Genomic DNA, 15,012 nt, shown 5'->3' on the forward strand with positions numbered 1-15,012 from the left:
CCCATGTCGATGAAAGCCCAGGGCGCCCAGCTCTATGCTTTGGTGCGGCCTTTGAGTGGCACTGGTAAACGGACTGTGATGGAGGTCGAATGCCTCACCGCGTTCAACCCTGGCGGTTCGCCGGCGGATCAGATCGATGACACCTGTCTGGCCGACACCGAGCGCAAATACAAAAAGGGCCTGCGAACCCCAGGCCAAGCTACCGCCACCATCCTGGCCGACCCGCGCAATGCGAGCCACGTCCGCATGTTCCAGCTTTCGCAGGACGATGAGGACGAAGACATCCTCTGGGCACTTGGCTGGTCTGACGGGAAGGACATTGCGCCTACAGCGAATGCCGCCGGCGATGACTTCGAGTTGCCGAAGACGCGCACCTGGTGCCTGTTCGAAGGCTATGTCGCCGACTTTCCGTTCGACTTCGCAAGCAACACGTCGGTGAGCACCGCTGCAACCATCCAGCGCTCCGGCAAGCTCAACTGGATCGTTAAGGACCCGGCATGAAACTGACTCTCGACTCACTCAAGAGCTCGGGCTCTTTCACCGGCCGGCCAGTGGAGAAGGAAATTCACTGGCGGCAGAACGGTGAGGACTACACCGCGACCATCTATGTGCGCCCCCTGGGGTACCAGACCGCGGTGAACGACGTGCTGTCCTTCAACGGCAAGCACGACACGATTGCGGGCAAGATCGCTGCGTCTATCTGTGACGAGCACGGCTACCCGGTGTTCAGCAGCCCGCTCGACATCACCCATGGTCCGCTCGATCCGGCTGAGTTGGAGAAAGACCCGGATAGCCAGAAGCGCCTCGGCTCTCTCGACGGCGGACTTTCGGTCGCATTGCTGCTCGCCATTCAGGAGGTCAACGACCTGGGAAAGACCAGGAGCTCACCGAGCTCGACGAGCTCTGGCACGAACTCGTCCTCTGCGGGGTCGGCGGCGCGACGATCGCGCAAGCCAAGGAAAACCTGAGTCTCAGCGAGTTTCGCTCATGGGTGAAATTCCGGGCCCGTCGCGGTTCGATGCATCTGGGTATGCGTGTCGAGCGGTCAGTAGCGATGCTGGCAGCGCTCACAGCTAACCTGCACCGAGATCCGCAAAAAACACCCCAGCCGTATAGCTGGACAGACTTCGCTCTTCACGAAAATGAAGAAGGTCCGATCTCGCTGGCGGATGCCATGGCGACGTGGACGTGAAAGATGCCGGGGTGCGATCAGCGCCGATGTAGTGGTAAATTGCCCAGCCCAACAAGGAGCGTGGCTAATGCGGAACATCTTTCTCATCATCTTCATGGCGCTTGCGCTCTCAGCATGCGTAAGCGGGAAACGGATCACCCAGCAGCAGATCGATCAAATCAAGGTTGGAGAGACGACGGAGGCGGATGTCGCGGCGATGCTTGGCAAGCCCATGTCATATCAGGTCGAGTCCGATGGGGCTCGATCAGTTGCCTGGGCCTGGTCGTATGTAGCGTTCGGCGGTGTTCGATCCGGTTCCGAGGTACTGACAGTGACGTTCGGTCCTGACGGAAAAGCTACCAAGTACGGGGTGGCGAAATACAACTCCCCCAACTTCGGATTCAGGTGAATCCATTTCTTGAAATCAGCCCGCCTTGAGCGGGTTTTTTTATGCCCGGAGGAAAGATGGCATCCAGATCGTTGGGCACTTTGACTCTGGATATCATTGCCAAGGTGGGTGGCTTTGTTGCTGGCATGGACAAAGCCGAGAGGAGCTCGCAGCGCTGGCGGAAGTCGGTCGAGAAGCATGCAAAGGCTGTGGGGGTAGCGATCAGTGCTGGCGTCGCAGCCGGTCTGACAGCCATCACGTCTCTGACGGTTTCAGCGGTCAACTCCGCAACTGAAATCGCCAACCTGGCATCGGTAGCAAACGTCAGCACCACTGATTTCCAGAAGCTTGCGGCCGGGGCCAAGGTGGTCGGTGTCGAGCAAGACAAGCTGGCCGACATCCTCAAGGATGTGAACGACAAGGTAGGTGACTTTCTAAACACCGGTGGCGGTGCGATGAAGGATTTCTTCGAGCAGATCGCGCCCAAGGTCGGTGTGACAGCCGATCAGTTCCGCAATCTGAGCGGCAGCCAGGCGCTGGGTCTGTATGTCTCCAGCATTGAGAAGGCCAAGGTCAGCCAGTCGGACATGACGTTCTACATGGAGGCCATTGCGAGCGATGCCACGCTGTTGCTGCCGCTGCTCAAGAACAACGCTGAAGGGTTCCAGAAGTTCGGCGCTGCCGCTGAGGCAGCGGGCGCAATCATGGACGACAAGACCATTCGAGCGGCACAGGAACTCAAGGCTGCGTCGTGGCTTGTAGAAAACGCGCTGAGCGGCATGGGCACGCAGATTCAGTCGGCACTTCTGCCTGTTCTCTCCAACTTTGCAGGCAAGCTGACAGAGATCACCACCGACGGCGTGCTGGCCAAGAAGGTCTCTGATGATCTCGCCGGGAGTATTCGATTCCTCGGCAAGATAGCAGTGGGTACGGTCGGCGGCCTGCACATGCTTGGCGTCGGTCTGAAAGGGCTTTCCGACCTGGATAACGCCATGGTGGGCGGCGAAGATGCCTCATGGTGGGAGCGCTATCTACCCCCCGTCAGGCTCTACAGCGCCTTTAAGAACATGGACCAGATGGGCGCTTCCATTGCCGCTACTAAGGGGGACATGAACGACCTGGCTGCCATGTACAAAAAGCTGATGGATGGTCTCGACGAGCCTGCTTCAGCTGGCCCGTCAAATCAGGTGAAGGAACTGGCCGACCTGCTTGAGCAACTACGCAAGGGCGCCGACGGATCATTCACTGCTGTCACTCCCGCCCAACAAGCCGCCGCCAAGGCCGCGGAGCAGGCGGCGAAGAAGCTCCAGGATCAGTTCGATACCGCAGAAGAGGGCTACAAGCGGCAGATCGCTCTCATCAACACGGAAACGGACAAGCGCAAGGATGCAACCGAGGTCGCCAAGCTTCAGTTCGAGCTGGAGTCGGGCAACCTCAAGGGACTGAGCGAGAAGCAGCAAGAGCGACTCAAAGGCCTGGCCGCCGAACTTGATCAGCTGAAAAAGCTGAAACAGGCCAAGGAAGATGACAAGGCAGTCGCTGGATTTGATTCCAGCGTCAAGCGGCAGCTCAAGATCGACCAGCGCGCCTTGGACACGCCGCTCCTCGATGCCTACAGCAGTGACAAAGTGCGGCAGCGCACTCTCGAGTTGCTGGCAATCGAGCAGGACTACCAGGATCAGTTGGAGGAATTGCGGCAGCGCCATGAAGCTGGCGACATATCCGATTCGGCCTACGAGCGTGAGACGAAGATCCTCAGCGACGCGCTCGAAAAGCGCCGCGCCATGCAGGAGAAATACTACGACGATATCGACAAGCTGCAGCAGAACGGTACCGCCGGATTCATGAGCGGATTCGCAACCCAGGCTGAAGCTGCGATGGACCTGTACAGCAACATGCAGAGCGTTGGCGCCGACACGTTCCGCAACCTGACTGACACGGTCACCGAATGGGCCGAGACCGGAAAGCTTGATGTGAAGGGCTTCGCGGCCACGTTCATGAAGTCCATGGGCAGTGCCCTGATGTCGTATGCCGCTGCGCAGGTGGCGATGGCGGCCCTCAGTGCCTTCACGGCCATGATTGGCGTGCCGTTTGTTGGACCTGCTATCGCGCCAGGCGCGGCCATCGCAGCCGCTGGCGCAGCCGGCATACTGATGACCGCAGTTGGCGCCTCGCTGGATGGCCAGGCTCACGATGGTATCGACTACGTTCCGGAAGACGGTACCTGGAACCTGAAAAAGGGGGAGCGGGTAACCACTGCCGAAACCAGCGCGAAGCTTGACCGAACGCTCGACAGCGTGGCAGCCAGCGCCTCAGCGCCAGGTTCTGGCCTCAATGTGCAAATCAATAACCACGGCAGTGATGAGGTTCGCACGCGGATGGATGGCAACACCCTGAAGGTGTACATCGCTGCTGCTGAGGACCACATCGCCAAGGGCTTCGCCACTGGCACCGGCAAGGCCAGCCGTGCGGCCGGTAGTGCCTTCGGCATGCGGAGACAGCCACGATGAACGCGCTCGAAGTGGTGTATGCCTCGGGCGGTGACGACATCATCTCCACCTTGGAAATCTCATGCCCGGCTTGGGACACGCCGGTGTACCTGGTGCAGGACTTCGAAGACCTGCGCGCAACCACCGAGGCTGGCAAGACTGTCACCTTCCAGGCGTCTGCCATCGAGGTGCAACTGCCAGCCAAGGACGACACCGGCTCGCAGACCCTGACCTTCACCATCGACAACGTGACCGGCGAGGCCCAGCGCCGGCTGGACGCCTCGCTTGAGGCGGAAGCACGCGTGACGCTTGTGTACCGCGAGTATTTGTTCAGCGTGCTGACCGAGCCTGCCGACCGGCCGTACCGGATGACGGCCTTTGGCGGGACCATGGACGGCCCCACGGTGCAGATCGAAGCGGGCTATTACGACCTCATCAACATGGCCTGGAACCGGGCGCGCTACACCACCGAGTTCGCGTGTGGCCTGACATACGTGGGATGACCTGATTCATGTACGACAAATACTTCACTGCTACCTATCAGGATGGTGCGCGGGGCGAGGTCGTGGGCGGTCGATACCTGCTCGACTGCTGGGGGCTGGTGCTGGCAATCCGCGAGGAAGTGCTGGGCCTGCCGGCACTTCCAGCATTCGGCCCGATCGACCGCCGCGACCTGCGCAGCTCTGCCAAGGCGTATGCCCAGTACGCCGAGCTGATGCCGGAGGGGCCTCCAGTGCCCGGCGCCATCGCCGCTGTTCTGCATGGCGGGCTCTGCATCCACGTCGGGGTGGTGGTGCCCATCGATGGTGAATTGCGGGTCTTCGAAATCGATGCCGTTGCCGGCGTCGACAACATGCGTCTGATCGACTTCGAGCGGTCCTACCCAAGAGTGAAATACCATCGTGATCGAGATCTTTCCGAGCAAGCTGGGCGGCGGGCCTGTTGAACGACGCCCGATCGCCGAGGGCATCACGCTTGAGGCCTGGCTAATCGCCAACGTGCGCGGCTACCGCCCGCTACCGGCACCGCCGATCAGCATCACCGTCGACGACGAGCTGGTGCCGCCTTCTGCCTGGGCAGACCGCGAGATCAGCCCAGCCAGCCAAGTCGGCATCTACATCGAACCCAAGGGCAGCGCCCTCAAGACCATCTTCAAGCCCGGCCCACTGGCCAAGCTGTTCGGCCTGGGAAACCCGTTCGACCCGGTCACGCCGGCAACGCCGAGCAACCAGAATCGGTCGTCGCGCGAACTGAACCTGTCCACGGTCAAGGGCAACCAGGCCGCCTTGAACGACGTAATTCCTGAACTGGCCGGATCGCCCAAGCGATACCCGGATTTTCTGGTTCCTGGGCACACCTACTTCGGTGGCCCAACCGAGCAGTGGACTGAGTTGCTGCTGTGCATTGGCCGCGGCAAGTACCGTGTGCTTCCTGGCGATGTGATGGTCGGCGACACGCCGATTGCCTCGCTGGGGTCTACCGCCACCTACAAGATATTCGGCCCGGGCGAGGATCTATCGGCTGAAACCGCTGCGCAGTGGTGGCATAGCGCGACAGAAGTGGGCGCGACCAAGACCGGCAGCGCCGGCCTGACATTGACCACCACCACGACCGTGCAGCAGCAATTCGCCGGCAGCGCGGTCGTGGCTGGCGACTTTGTGTTGACCGTCCCCGAGGGCGCCGGCTGGTTCCCAGCAGGCTGGGACAGCGGCATGATTGCCCGCGTCGATCTGCCCTACGTCTATACCTTCACGGCGCCGGCGGACGGCGGCCCGACCGTGGTCAGCGGCCCGCACCTGCCCATGGTGCAGCCTTTCGTTGGCATGAAGATCGAGATCACTGGCGCCAATGCAGGCGAATACGTGGTTGCCACCTACAGCCCAGAGGTGCCCGGCAGTCCCGCTGTTCCTGGTAGCCCCTCGACCGTCACCGGCAGCGCTGCACCAACCCGGTATGATTTCAGTGGGATGCCTCTGAGCTTTACAGTGACTCGCGGTACCAGCAGTTTTCCCGTCACGCTTAATACGTCCACCACCAACCTGGCCGGCCTGGTCTCAGCCGTAAACTCGGCGCTGGCAGGTACCGCTCTGGTGGCCAGCGCCGCGAGCGGGCGCCTGCGCATCGCCGAGCAGGCGGCGCCCTTCAGCGGCCAAACGCTGGACCTGCAGGGCTCTACGTCGGATGTGTTCGGTTTCAACCCGGTGTTCGCCACCGGCGTCAAGTCTCAAGCGGCAACCGAAGGCAAGTTTGCCAGCATGACCCTGGCCTTCGACGCTGGTGCGCCGGCAGTCGGGCTGCAGACAGGTGATCAGCTGTCGAGCATTGGCTACCGCGGGCTGCGCTACCGGATCACCGCAGTTTCAGACGACGCGGCCGAGGATGACGAGGACACTGACGAAAACGAGAGCCACGGCCCGTCGGCTATCACGCTGGCGCGTCTGAAGGATACGGGCGCCCAGGACCAGAATTGGGAAGGGTTCGATTCGCTACAGAGCAGCGATGCCAACCTGGTGCTGGACGGCTCGACCGTCGAGGGCGACTGGTCTGGACCGATTGCGGTGGTCCCGCCCGGGGAGGTGACCCGTCTCATCGAATTGGACCTCTTCGCCCCGCAGGGCCTGATCCGTTACACCGAAAAGAACGGCAACCAGCGGCAGGTCAGCGTCAAGGTCGAGGTGCAGTATCGCGACATGGCCACCGCCGGCGCCTGGACCCCGGTCGTGAAGACGTACACCGCCATGACCGCAGACCAGGTGGGCTACACGCTCAAGATATCGCTGCCGGTCGCAATGCGGCCGGAAGTACGGGTGCGCCGGATCGGCGAAGAGTCCACTACCTCCAACAAGCAGGACCGGATGCAGTGGTATGGCCTGCGCGGGCGCATCGATCGCGCGCCCAAGCGGTACCTGGGCGTTACGGTTATGGTCGTCTACGTCAAAGGCAGCAACCGGCTCTCGGCCCGCTCGGAGACGATGGTGTCCGTGCGGCCAACCCGTGTGCTGCCGGTGCGCAGTGGCGGGGCCTGGGCCGTAGAAACACCGACCAGGGACATCGCGCCCTGGGTGGCGCACGTGGCCCGCACGATCGGCTACACCGATGCAGACCTGGACTTGGCTGAGCTGGATCGACTGGACGCTATCTGGAAGGCCCGGGGCGATACCTTCGACCTGGTCATCTCCAGCCAGGAGACAGTTCTCGACGCGCTCAACACGGCATTGATGGCGGGATTCGCCGAGCTGACCATTGACCGCGGGCTGATCCGCCCAGTGCGGGACGAACCCCGATCGGTCTACGAGCACATGTACTCACCGCAGAACATGGTCGGCAATCTCACCCGCAAGTTCACCACGGTGCGCCCGGATGATTACGACGGCGTCGATGTGGAGTATGTGGACGAGCAGACCTGGCAGGTCGAGACGGTGCCCTGCAGGTTGAGCGGGGATGCTGGCGCCAAGACGGAGAAAATCACGCTCAAGGGCGTGGTCGATCGGGATCGCGCCTGGCGCATCGGCATTCGGCAGCGGCGCCGCTACCGGTACCAGCGTCACGGTTACAGCTTCACCACCGAACTTTCAGCGATGAACAGCCGGTACATGAGCTACTGCGCAGCCTCCGATGACATTCCGGGCTACGGCCAGAGCGGGGTGCTGGTGGACTTCATCGCGGGCAACGGCATGACGCTGCTGGAAAGCTCGGAGCCGCTGGCGTGGGAGGAGGGCGCGAGCCATGTGATCGCGCTGCGCCGCAAGGATGGCTCCCTAAGCGGTCCCTGGCCGGCCACGCGCGTCGACGAGGTACGGCTGACCGTGCCCGAGCTGGACTTCGTGCCTGATCTGTCCTGGGATACCGAGCCACCGTACCTGATGTTCGGTACGACCCAGCGCTGGTGCTACCCGATCCTGATGAAGTCGATCGCTCCGGACGACTACACCACCGATGTGGAGGCGGTGAACTACGACGTGCGCGTTTACAGCGACGACAACAATTTCGCGCCGGCCCGGGGGGCAGTTTCATGAAAGCGATTCCCGATCTTCTACCGTTCCCGCTTCGCGAGGGCTATGGCATCTCGCCGGTCAGCCAGATCGTTCGCACTCCAATGGCAAGCGGGCGGGCCATGCAGCGCCGCCGCTACAGATCGGTGCCGGCCCTGTTCAATGTGTCATGGCTGTTTACGCGCAAGGAAGCCCAACTGTTCGACGGCTGGCGCAAGTGGGATATCCGTTGGGCCGACTGGTTTCTGTGCCCGATCAAAACACCGGTAGGACTCGAACCCACACGCGCACGCTTCACCGACCAGCCGGTCATCCCGGAACTGGTGGGCATCGACCTCTGGCGCTACACGGCTGAGCTCGAAGTGTACGATCTGCCCATCGTCGATGAAGCCGAGTACATCGAGCTGTTGGCCGGCATGAAGCTGCCCGTGATGAACGCTGCGCTGCGCGAGCTGCTGCAGCGGTGGTACACCCGGTCTTGGCCTGGCGCAACGGCCGTTTGATCCGCCCTTACTACTACGCCCACTTCGGTGGGCTTTTTTTCGTCTGGAGAAAACATGAGCGGAGCCGATGAAATCGCGCGCTTAACGGAAACGATCGACACCACCAACGAGCTGATGCTGTCGCCTGAGATCAAGATGATGGACGTGGGCGGCGGCGTGATGCGGCCCACCAATGCCAAGGTGCTTGCCGACTTGGCGGTACAGATGGCTGGCGCCCAGATCTACACCACCGTAGCGCTGGGCGTCCAGGCCACGCGGCAGGATGGGTATTTCAGCGTGGTGTCGGCATCGGACGCTGACTACATCGACCTGTACCGGAATACCAACGGCAGCGCTGCTCTCGTCGATACCTACCCCAATTCCAAGGCGGTGAAGGCGGTGAAGCAGCAAGTCGATTCAGCGACTGCCGCCATCGGCCAAATCGCAGAGGTTGTTCAAGACCCGTCATCTATCCCAATTGCTGATGACGAAGCAGCAATAGTGGCTGTCGATCAAGAAGGGGGAGAGTTTCTTTCCATTACGGCAAAGCGTACGCGGACTCCGGCGCTGGATGCGGTCAGTCACGCAGTCGAGTCGGGGATTTATGACTCTGAAGGTGGCGCGGTTCTTCACGCCGGAGCTGAAGAAATTTCCATTGGTCCGCTGACGATCGGTCTGACTTCGCTGCCTGGAATCTATGTCGTCGACGCCGAAGGGAGCATTCTTCAGGATCTGACCTATCCGGGGGAAGCTCCAGTATCTCAAGCAACGCCAGGATTTCCTCTGGCTGATGGTGCGTATTTCGCTCCGAAGTTGGTGACTGCTGCAGGATCGCCATTGCATATCAATGTCCCAAGCCTGATATCAAATCGTGATCTCGCAGCTGGGTTGGTGGCCTCAATCTGGAGCACCACCACAGCCGCTTCGACGACGTCCAATTCGGATCTGGTTATCCAATGTTCTGATTATGGAGCAGCTGCAAGGCTCAAGCTGCGCGACCCCATGAACGGGACATACGAGCACTTGCTGGATCTTCAGATGATTGATTTGCCAGTGGCTTCAAGTGCTGGAAAAGTGCCCAATGTGCTGCTGATCGGCGACAGTATCAGTAATCGACAGGGCGCCCAGATCATGAAGGCTGCCATCCAGCGCAATGGCCGGGACTCGAACTGGATAGGCACCATAGGCGGGTCAGGGGTCGAAAACCAGGCCTACAACGAGTCTGGTCCCCTTGGCGAAGCCCGTGAAGCTTACGAGACTGCCAACTTCACCTACGCCTCCATTACCGAAATAACAATTCCAGTGCCCGCTGGCGGGGAATCCGAGTATTTGGCTCTCTCAAAAATAGAAAGACGCAACCGGAATCCCTTCATCCGTCCAGCAACATCGAACGACGACCCTGCCATTGTGCGCAATGGCTATGTTCTTGACTTCGCTTTTTACCAGTCCAGGTTCAACCTTCAACCGCCTGATGTGATTGTCTACGGTCTTGGCATGAACGACTTTGGCAAGTTGTCCGGAACCAGCGCAATCCAGAACTATGTGAATGACAATGAGGGGTTGATGTTTGCCCGCATGAGAGCTGCCTGGCCAAACGCAAAAATCATTCGCTTTCTGCCAGGCCTGCCCTATCAAACTGTTCGTAACGCAGACTGGACGAACAAGTACATCCCGCTGATCCGATCAATCATGGCGCTTCACAAGGTACTGGCTAACCCAAATACCGTCATCGTGCCTTCATGGGCTTTCTCAGATCCAGAAGTCGGCTACCAAACCGCAGCAGGCACTGTAGATCCAGTAACCGGATTCGCTGTTGTCCAGCTTTCTGACTACACACATCCTGGCCAAGCCAACCGACAGAGACTTTTTAACAGCATCGCCCCTTACATCAGCGCGTCAAACTTGGGATTAATTTAAGGAAAATCGCATGGGCATCAAGTTGGTTTCACCGGGCGCACTGGCGCCTTGGTACACGAAGGTAATTCCACCAGTATCACGGGGCCTGGAGGGTTGGTTCTGCTTCGACACTTCTCTGGATCGAATCGGCTACAACCGTGCTTCGGGCAAGGCCAATGCGAGGCTGGTGGGGGTTCCATCGGTTTTCAGCACGCATGCCAGGTTCAAGGGTGGGGTCAACTTCCTTGAAACGGCTATCGCGGAAACTGAAGAATTCACGGTGCTCGTAGTTGGTAAAGCAGCTGGGCCTCTCGGCGGTACAGGTACCGCCACGGCCGTACCTTACGTGGGCAACTATGCAGGGGCATCGCCTGGATTGGCTGGCGGATTGCAGCTCTACCACATCAGCGACACGACGCTCACTGGCCAGGCCAACCGTCTCAATTCAACGGGTGATGGTTCGACCAGCGCGCAATCGCAGATCTCGGACGTGGCCGCTAACTGGGGAATTCGCTGTCTTCGGTCTTCGGGGTCAGGGGGCAACCAGACCTGGAACCTGACCACGGGCGTGAAAGGTAATCAGCAATTGACCACGAAGCGACTCCTTGCCTCAGTCCCTTTGCGGATCGGCGGCACCTATGCCTCAACATTCGGCGGGGAGTCGGACGTGAGTCACGTGGCAGTATATTCCGTGGCACTGACCGACGATGAGATCACGGTCGTTGCTGCCGCCATGCGTAAAAGGATGGCGCGGCTTGGCGTGATCGTCTAAGTCGACGCTGAACGCGCAAGTTCCCGGCCGCCTCGAGCGGTTTTTTTGTTCCTGCAATCCGAATAGCCCGCCCAGCGCGGGCTTTTTCACGCCTGGAGAAACCCATGCCACGAATCTCTGCTGCCGACGCCGGCGGCATCAACGTGCTCGCTTTCCTCGACATGCTCGCCTGGTCGGAAGGCACCTCGACCATCAAGGCCAGTGACGACGGCTACAACGTGCTGGTAGGCGGCAAGCTGTTCACCGACTACAGCCAGCACCCGCGCGTGCTTGTGCCGCTGCCGCGCTACGGCATCAAGTCGACGGCTGCCGGTCGCTACCAGTTCCTGGCCCGCACCTGGGATGCCATCGTCAAGAACTACGGTTTCAAGGGCCGCTTCATCCCAGAAGCCCAAGACCTGGCCGCGATCAAGCTGCTGACCGAATGTGGCGCGCTGCCGCTGATCAAGGCCGGGCGGATCAGTGACGCGATCGCCAGGGCTGCGCCGATCTGGGCCAGCCTGCCTGGCGCCGGATACGGCCAGCGCGAGCACAAGCTGGCGGCGCTGCTGGGGATCTACGAAAGCGAGCGTGCCGCCGATGCCAAGCCGGCTGGTGACCTTCTGTCGATGTACGCCGCGTGCGGTGGCGAGGCCGTAGCGTGATCGGCGCGCCGCTGATTCCAAGGGCTGTTCCTGCCTGGGTCTGGTGGCTGGCCGTCCTGCTGCTGGTCGCCGGCGGGCAGCAATACCGGCTGGTGCTGGCGCAGCGTGACGCCGGCGCGGCGCGTGCCGACTTGGCCGACTACCGACTGCTGGTTGCCGAGCGCGATCAGCACGCCGCGGCCCAGGCCAGAACAGAAGAGCAGCGCCGCCAGCAGGTGGCTGATCGGGAGGGTGAGAATGCACGTCAGAAACTGGAGGCGGTTGCCGGCCGCGCCGCTACTGCTGAGTCTGCTGCTGACGGCCTGCGCGGGGAAATCGCCCGACTGCGCGCCGGGCGAAGCGCAACCTGCGGTGCCATCGCTGCCCAGCAGCGCCAGGCAGAAACCTCTGCCGTCGTGGTGCTCGGGGGACTGCTTGAAGAAGCTGACCGAATGGCGGGAAGCCTCGCGGCAGCGCTTGAGCGAAGCCGAGTAGCAGGCATGGCCTGTGAACGTGTGATCGATGGAATTCGGCCTGCCGCTGAGCGGTAATTGTCGGGTGGCCGAAATACTGGCTAGGATACTGTTCGCATATACAGTATTTGGTGCCCTATGTATTTCCTTGTCGTGCGCCGCCGCTCCCACGGCGCGGCGCTACCCTCTGAGCAACTGCGCCAGCAAACCCCCATTCGCGCTGACGTCCACATCGGAGAGCATCAGAGCGAACTGCTGGGCCGAGTGTCGACACAGGCCTGGGTCTTCAGCCCAGCGCCTGGCGCCGACGTGATACCTCGGCTGCACGATGCGAAGATCACCGGCATGGCCCAGCAAGGCATGAACATCAGCGGCGTCGAGGAAATCGACGGAGTCCTGTACGCCCAGTCTTGGTGGTGCAGGGTGGACTCATGAGTAGAATCCCCACGGCGTGGATGCACGAACTGGATGACCAGGTCGCGTTCCTGATGGACCCAGACGGCCGCGAAGCCGTGCTCAGCGAAATGGCGGTTGCGGCGCACCGGGCCGGCCGCATCGATGCCTGCGTGCTGGCCGACATGCTGGAGCTGGCAGAGGCGGGCAGGCTATGGGCGATGGAGGACTTGGAAACAGTGTTTCCGATGCCTGCTGTAGGTGAGCAAAAAGACGGGTGGGGTGTACCGCTTTCCAGAACGGAGCGGGTCGAGCCTGGACGGCTCACGGGAGGGTGGGACCTTCTGGATATCCCAGTGGTCAATGCGGATGGCGCGGGAAACCGTGCGTGAACAAATCGTGAATCACGCGGTTTGCGAGCGTGTACTTCTGTTGCTTTCTTGAGACAAAATGAACGGCTGCGGGCGGCTCAAGTTGTTGATTTCAAAGGGCTGGCAGGTGCCAGCTATGATTTAGGTTCCAGCGGCGCAAGCTGTAAGAGTTCGAGTCTCTTCGTCCGCACCATCTTCTGAGTCGAGGGGTCGAGAGCGCACATTCGCTCCCCCTCCGCTGGCTTATCCCTCCTGAGCATGAGCACAACGCGCTTCTGGGCGTTCACCGTGCTTACCCAGCCTCCCTACGCTCTCTGGCAGCGTCATTCAAAATTGATCAGCCCCTGCGCCATTAAGTCGCCACATCCCTATGGCACTTGCCGTGCGCTGTCTATAAAATGCGACCAGTTCTCATTTACTCCTGGTCTCGCCTGTGTCCGTATCCGATACCTCAAAGTTGAGTTACTTCTTCAGCGATCACCATCGCTGGCTGCTGCAGTACGTGCAGCGTCAGTTGAATCATCGCTCGGATGCCGAGGACACAGCGGCCGAGACGTTCTGCCAGATCATCGCGGCGCGGGTCGATCCGGCTGCCATCGAGCAGCCGCGCGCTTATCTTGCGACCATCGCCCGGCGTCTGATCTTCGATCGCTATCGGCGGCGGCGGCTGGAAGAGGCCTATCTGGAGCGCTTGATGCTGCTGCCGGAGGCCTTGGCGCCGTCGCCGGAGCAAACCCATTTGCTGCTCGAGGCGCTGCATGCCATCGACAGCAGCCTGGCAGGGTTGCCGCTGATCGTGAAGAAAGCCTTTCTGCTCAGTCAGCTCGACGGTCTGCCCTATGCCGAAATCAGCCAGAAGCTTGGGGTATCCGAGCGCACGGTAGGCCGCTACATGACCCAGGCCTTGCGTCAGTGCTACCTCAGCGGTGCTCATCCATGAGCCGTGGCGCGCTGGACCCAGCGGCGGAGCAGGCCATCGCCTGGATGGTGCGCCTGCGCTCGGGTCGCGCGGATGCGCGGCAGGAGGCGCGCTTTGAGCGCTGGTTGGCCCAGGATTCTGCCAACCTCCAAGCCTGGGAACAGCTGCAGCGCGGCATGGGTGGCCATTACGAAGTCGCACGGCGGGCGCCGCAGGTGCTGCGCGATACGTTGTTGCAGCCGCAAATGCGTCGTCGCGACGTGCTGCGTGGGTTGGGTGGACTCACCCTGCTGGGCGGTGCGCTGTGGCTGGGTGCGCACAGTGACAGTGCGCGGATGCTGACGGCTGATCTGCGCACCGGCACGGGCGAGCGACGCACGGTCACCCTGGTCGACGGCAGTCGATTGAGCCTGAATGCCGGTACGTCGCTGGACATCGAGTTCTCGGCGAATCAGCGGCTGTTGCGCCTTTATCAGGGTGCGCTGGTCATTCAGGTGGCGCCTGATGCGACGCGGCCGCTGCTGGTGCGCACCGAGCAGGGTGATGCGCGCGCCCTGGGCACGCGCTTTCTGGTCGAGCAGTTGGATGGTGCGACCCGCGTGGTGGTGCTCGAGCACAGCGTGCGCGCGTCGGTGCCAGCAGGTGCCTGGCTGGACCTGGCAGCAGGGCAGGCGGCAGTGCTGCGCGGGGCGCGTGTCGAGCTTGCCAGCGACTCGCAGCAGTATCGCGCCGACTGGCTCGAAGGTCGTCTGAGCGTATTGGACGAGCCGTTGCAGGCGGTGATCGATGCCCTGCGGCCCTATCGGCCAGGGCTCATGCGCGTCGATCCCGAGGTGCGCAACCTGCGCGTGCAGGGCGTGTTCCCGCTGGGTGATAGCGAGCGAGCGCTGGCGGCCCTGGAAGACACGATGCCTATCCGGGTCAGGCGCTACGGCAGTTGGTTGACCCTGATCGAGTCACGCTGAGTGAGTGGGGAATCATTCAAATGCTAATTCGAATGAAAAATTCTCTCATTCGTGTCCGCTTTTTTCGTTTCGATGCAC

The 15,012-nt window shown here is 61.3% G+C and carries 16 protein-coding genes and 1 tRNA gene; all 17 read left to right on the forward strand.

Annotated features, from left to right (window positions below):
* The first annotated feature begins 3 nt into the window (after positions 1 to 3).
* The 17 genes from LK03_RS13240 to LK03_RS13320 all read left to right on the forward strand — a co-directional run bounded on the left by LK03_RS13240 (position 4) and on the right by LK03_RS13320 (position 14,934).
* Positions 4 to 501, forward strand: coding sequence for a phage tail tube protein (locus LK03_RS13240; protein WP_038412839.1), 498 nt, complete (start codon positions 4 to 6; stop codon positions 499 to 501).
* Positions 498 to 968 carry a phage tail assembly chaperone family protein, TAC gene (locus LK03_RS13245; protein ID WP_038412840.1) on the forward strand — a complete coding sequence of 157 codons (471 nt, stop codon included), beginning with the start codon at positions 498 to 500 and terminating at the stop codon, positions 966 to 968. Before LK03_RS13240 ends, LK03_RS13245 begins: the two co-directional genes overlap by 4 nt.
* Before the next feature lie 291 nt (positions 969 to 1,259).
* On the forward strand, positions 1,260 to 1,580 hold the full coding sequence (gene bamE / locus LK03_RS13255) for an outer membrane protein assembly factor BamE domain-containing protein (RefSeq protein ID WP_038412842.1): 321 nt from the start codon (positions 1,260 to 1,262) through the stop codon (positions 1,578 to 1,580).
* Positions 1,581 to 1,636: 56 nt separating this feature from the next.
* Positions 1,637 to 4,069: a phage tail tape measure C-terminal domain-containing protein gene (locus LK03_RS13260; RefSeq protein WP_038412843.1), complete on the forward strand. Its 2,433-nt coding sequence runs from the start codon at positions 1,637 to 1,639 to the stop codon at positions 4,067 to 4,069.
* The gene (locus tag LK03_RS13265; protein WP_038412844.1) at positions 4,066 to 4,551 is read left to right on the forward strand and encodes a DUF1833 family protein; all 486 of its coding nucleotides are present in this window, start codon (positions 4,066 to 4,068) and stop codon (positions 4,549 to 4,551) included. Before LK03_RS13260 ends, LK03_RS13265 begins: the two co-directional genes overlap by 4 nt.
* Before the next feature lie 8 nt (positions 4,552 to 4,559).
* Positions 4,560 to 4,994 carry a hypothetical protein gene (locus LK03_RS13270; RefSeq protein ID WP_038412845.1) on the forward strand — a complete coding sequence of 145 codons (435 nt, stop codon included), beginning with the start codon at positions 4,560 to 4,562 and terminating at the stop codon, positions 4,992 to 4,994.
* Entirely contained in the window at positions 4,951 to 8,064 is a 3,114-nt protein-coding gene (locus tag LK03_RS13275) for a host specificity factor TipJ family phage tail protein (protein ID WP_038412846.1), read from the forward strand. The genes LK03_RS13270 and LK03_RS13275 overlap by 44 nt, the downstream gene beginning before the upstream one ends.
* The gene (locus LK03_RS13280; protein ID WP_038412847.1) at positions 8,061 to 8,543 is read left to right on the forward strand and encodes a hypothetical protein; all 483 of its coding nucleotides are present in this window, start codon (positions 8,061 to 8,063) and stop codon (positions 8,541 to 8,543) included. Before LK03_RS13275 ends, LK03_RS13280 begins: the two co-directional genes overlap by 4 nt.
* 54 nt (positions 8,544 to 8,597) lie before the next feature.
* Complete coding sequence (locus tag LK03_RS13285; RefSeq protein ID WP_038412848.1) at positions 8,598 to 10,439, forward strand: SGNH/GDSL hydrolase family protein; 1,842 nt, start codon at positions 8,598 to 8,600, stop codon at positions 10,437 to 10,439.
* 10 nt (positions 10,440 to 10,449) lie between these two features.
* Positions 10,450 to 11,190 carry a hypothetical protein gene (locus tag LK03_RS13290; protein ID WP_038412849.1) on the forward strand — a complete coding sequence of 247 codons (741 nt, stop codon included), beginning with the start codon at positions 10,450 to 10,452 and terminating at the stop codon, positions 11,188 to 11,190.
* Between the two features lie 104 nt (positions 11,191 to 11,294).
* Positions 11,295 to 11,834 carry a glycoside hydrolase family 24 protein gene (locus tag LK03_RS13295; RefSeq protein WP_038412850.1) on the forward strand — a complete coding sequence of 180 codons (540 nt, stop codon included), beginning with the start codon at positions 11,295 to 11,297 and terminating at the stop codon, positions 11,832 to 11,834.
* Positions 11,831 to 12,364, forward strand: a complete 534-nt coding sequence (locus LK03_RS13300) for a DUF2514 family protein (protein WP_240478609.1) — start codon at positions 11,831 to 11,833, stop codon at positions 12,362 to 12,364. Before LK03_RS13295 ends, LK03_RS13300 begins: the two co-directional genes overlap by 4 nt.
* A 60-nt stretch (positions 12,365 to 12,424) precedes the next feature.
* Entirely contained in the window at positions 12,425 to 12,721 is a 297-nt protein-coding gene (locus tag LK03_RS13305) for a hypothetical protein (RefSeq protein ID WP_038412851.1), read from the forward strand.
* Positions 12,718 to 13,071, forward strand: coding sequence for a hypothetical protein (locus LK03_RS22515; protein WP_240478610.1), 354 nt, complete (start codon positions 12,718 to 12,720; stop codon positions 13,069 to 13,071). Before LK03_RS13305 ends, LK03_RS22515 begins: the two co-directional genes overlap by 4 nt.
* Positions 13,072 to 13,139: 68 nt before the next feature.
* Positions 13,140 to 13,243, forward strand: a tRNA-OTHER gene (locus tag LK03_RS22180).
* Positions 13,244 to 13,483: 240 nt separating this feature from the next.
* Positions 13,484 to 13,990, forward strand: a complete 507-nt coding sequence (locus LK03_RS13315; RefSeq protein ID WP_081951598.1) for a sigma-70 family RNA polymerase sigma factor — start codon at positions 13,484 to 13,486, stop codon at positions 13,988 to 13,990.
* Entirely contained in the window at positions 13,987 to 14,934 is a 948-nt protein-coding gene (locus LK03_RS13320) for a FecR family protein (protein WP_038412853.1), read from the forward strand. The genes LK03_RS13315 and LK03_RS13320 overlap by 4 nt, the downstream gene beginning before the upstream one ends.
* Positions 14,935 to 15,012: the final 78 nt, after the last annotated feature.

This window comes from Pseudomonas cremoricolorata (assembly GCF_000759535.1).
Classification (GTDB): Bacteria; Pseudomonadota; Gammaproteobacteria; order Pseudomonadales; family Pseudomonadaceae; genus Aquipseudomonas; species Aquipseudomonas cremoricolorata_A.

Coding starts and splice junctions, on each gene's coding strand:
- LK03_RS13240 (WP_038412839.1), top strand. CDS start 4: ATGTCGATGAAAGCCCAGGGCGCCCAGCTCTATGCTTTGGTGCGGCCT.
- LK03_RS13245 (WP_038412840.1), top strand. CDS start 498: ATGAAACTGACTCTCGACTCACTCAAGAGCTCGGGCTCTTTCACCGGC.
- bamE (WP_038412842.1), top strand. CDS start 1,260: ATGCGGAACATCTTTCTCATCATCTTCATGGCGCTTGCGCTCTCAGCA.
- LK03_RS13260 (WP_038412843.1), top strand. CDS start 1,637: ATGGCATCCAGATCGTTGGGCACTTTGACTCTGGATATCATTGCCAAG.
- LK03_RS13265 (WP_038412844.1), top strand. CDS start 4,066: ATGAACGCGCTCGAAGTGGTGTATGCCTCGGGCGGTGACGACATCATC.
- LK03_RS13270 (WP_038412845.1), top strand. CDS start 4,560: ATGTACGACAAATACTTCACTGCTACCTATCAGGATGGTGCGCGGGGC.
- LK03_RS13280 (WP_038412847.1), top strand. CDS start 8,061: ATGAAAGCGATTCCCGATCTTCTACCGTTCCCGCTTCGCGAGGGCTAT.
- LK03_RS13285 (WP_038412848.1), top strand. CDS start 8,598: ATGAGCGGAGCCGATGAAATCGCGCGCTTAACGGAAACGATCGACACC.
- LK03_RS13290 (WP_038412849.1), top strand. CDS start 10,450: ATGGGCATCAAGTTGGTTTCACCGGGCGCACTGGCGCCTTGGTACACG.
- LK03_RS13295 (WP_038412850.1), top strand. CDS start 11,295: ATGCCACGAATCTCTGCTGCCGACGCCGGCGGCATCAACGTGCTCGCT.
- LK03_RS13305 (WP_038412851.1), top strand. CDS start 12,425: ATGTATTTCCTTGTCGTGCGCCGCCGCTCCCACGGCGCGGCGCTACCC.
- LK03_RS22515 (WP_240478610.1), top strand. CDS start 12,718: ATGAGTAGAATCCCCACGGCGTGGATGCACGAACTGGATGACCAGGTC.
- LK03_RS13320 (WP_038412853.1), top strand. CDS start 13,987: ATGAGCCGTGGCGCGCTGGACCCAGCGGCGGAGCAGGCCATCGCCTGG.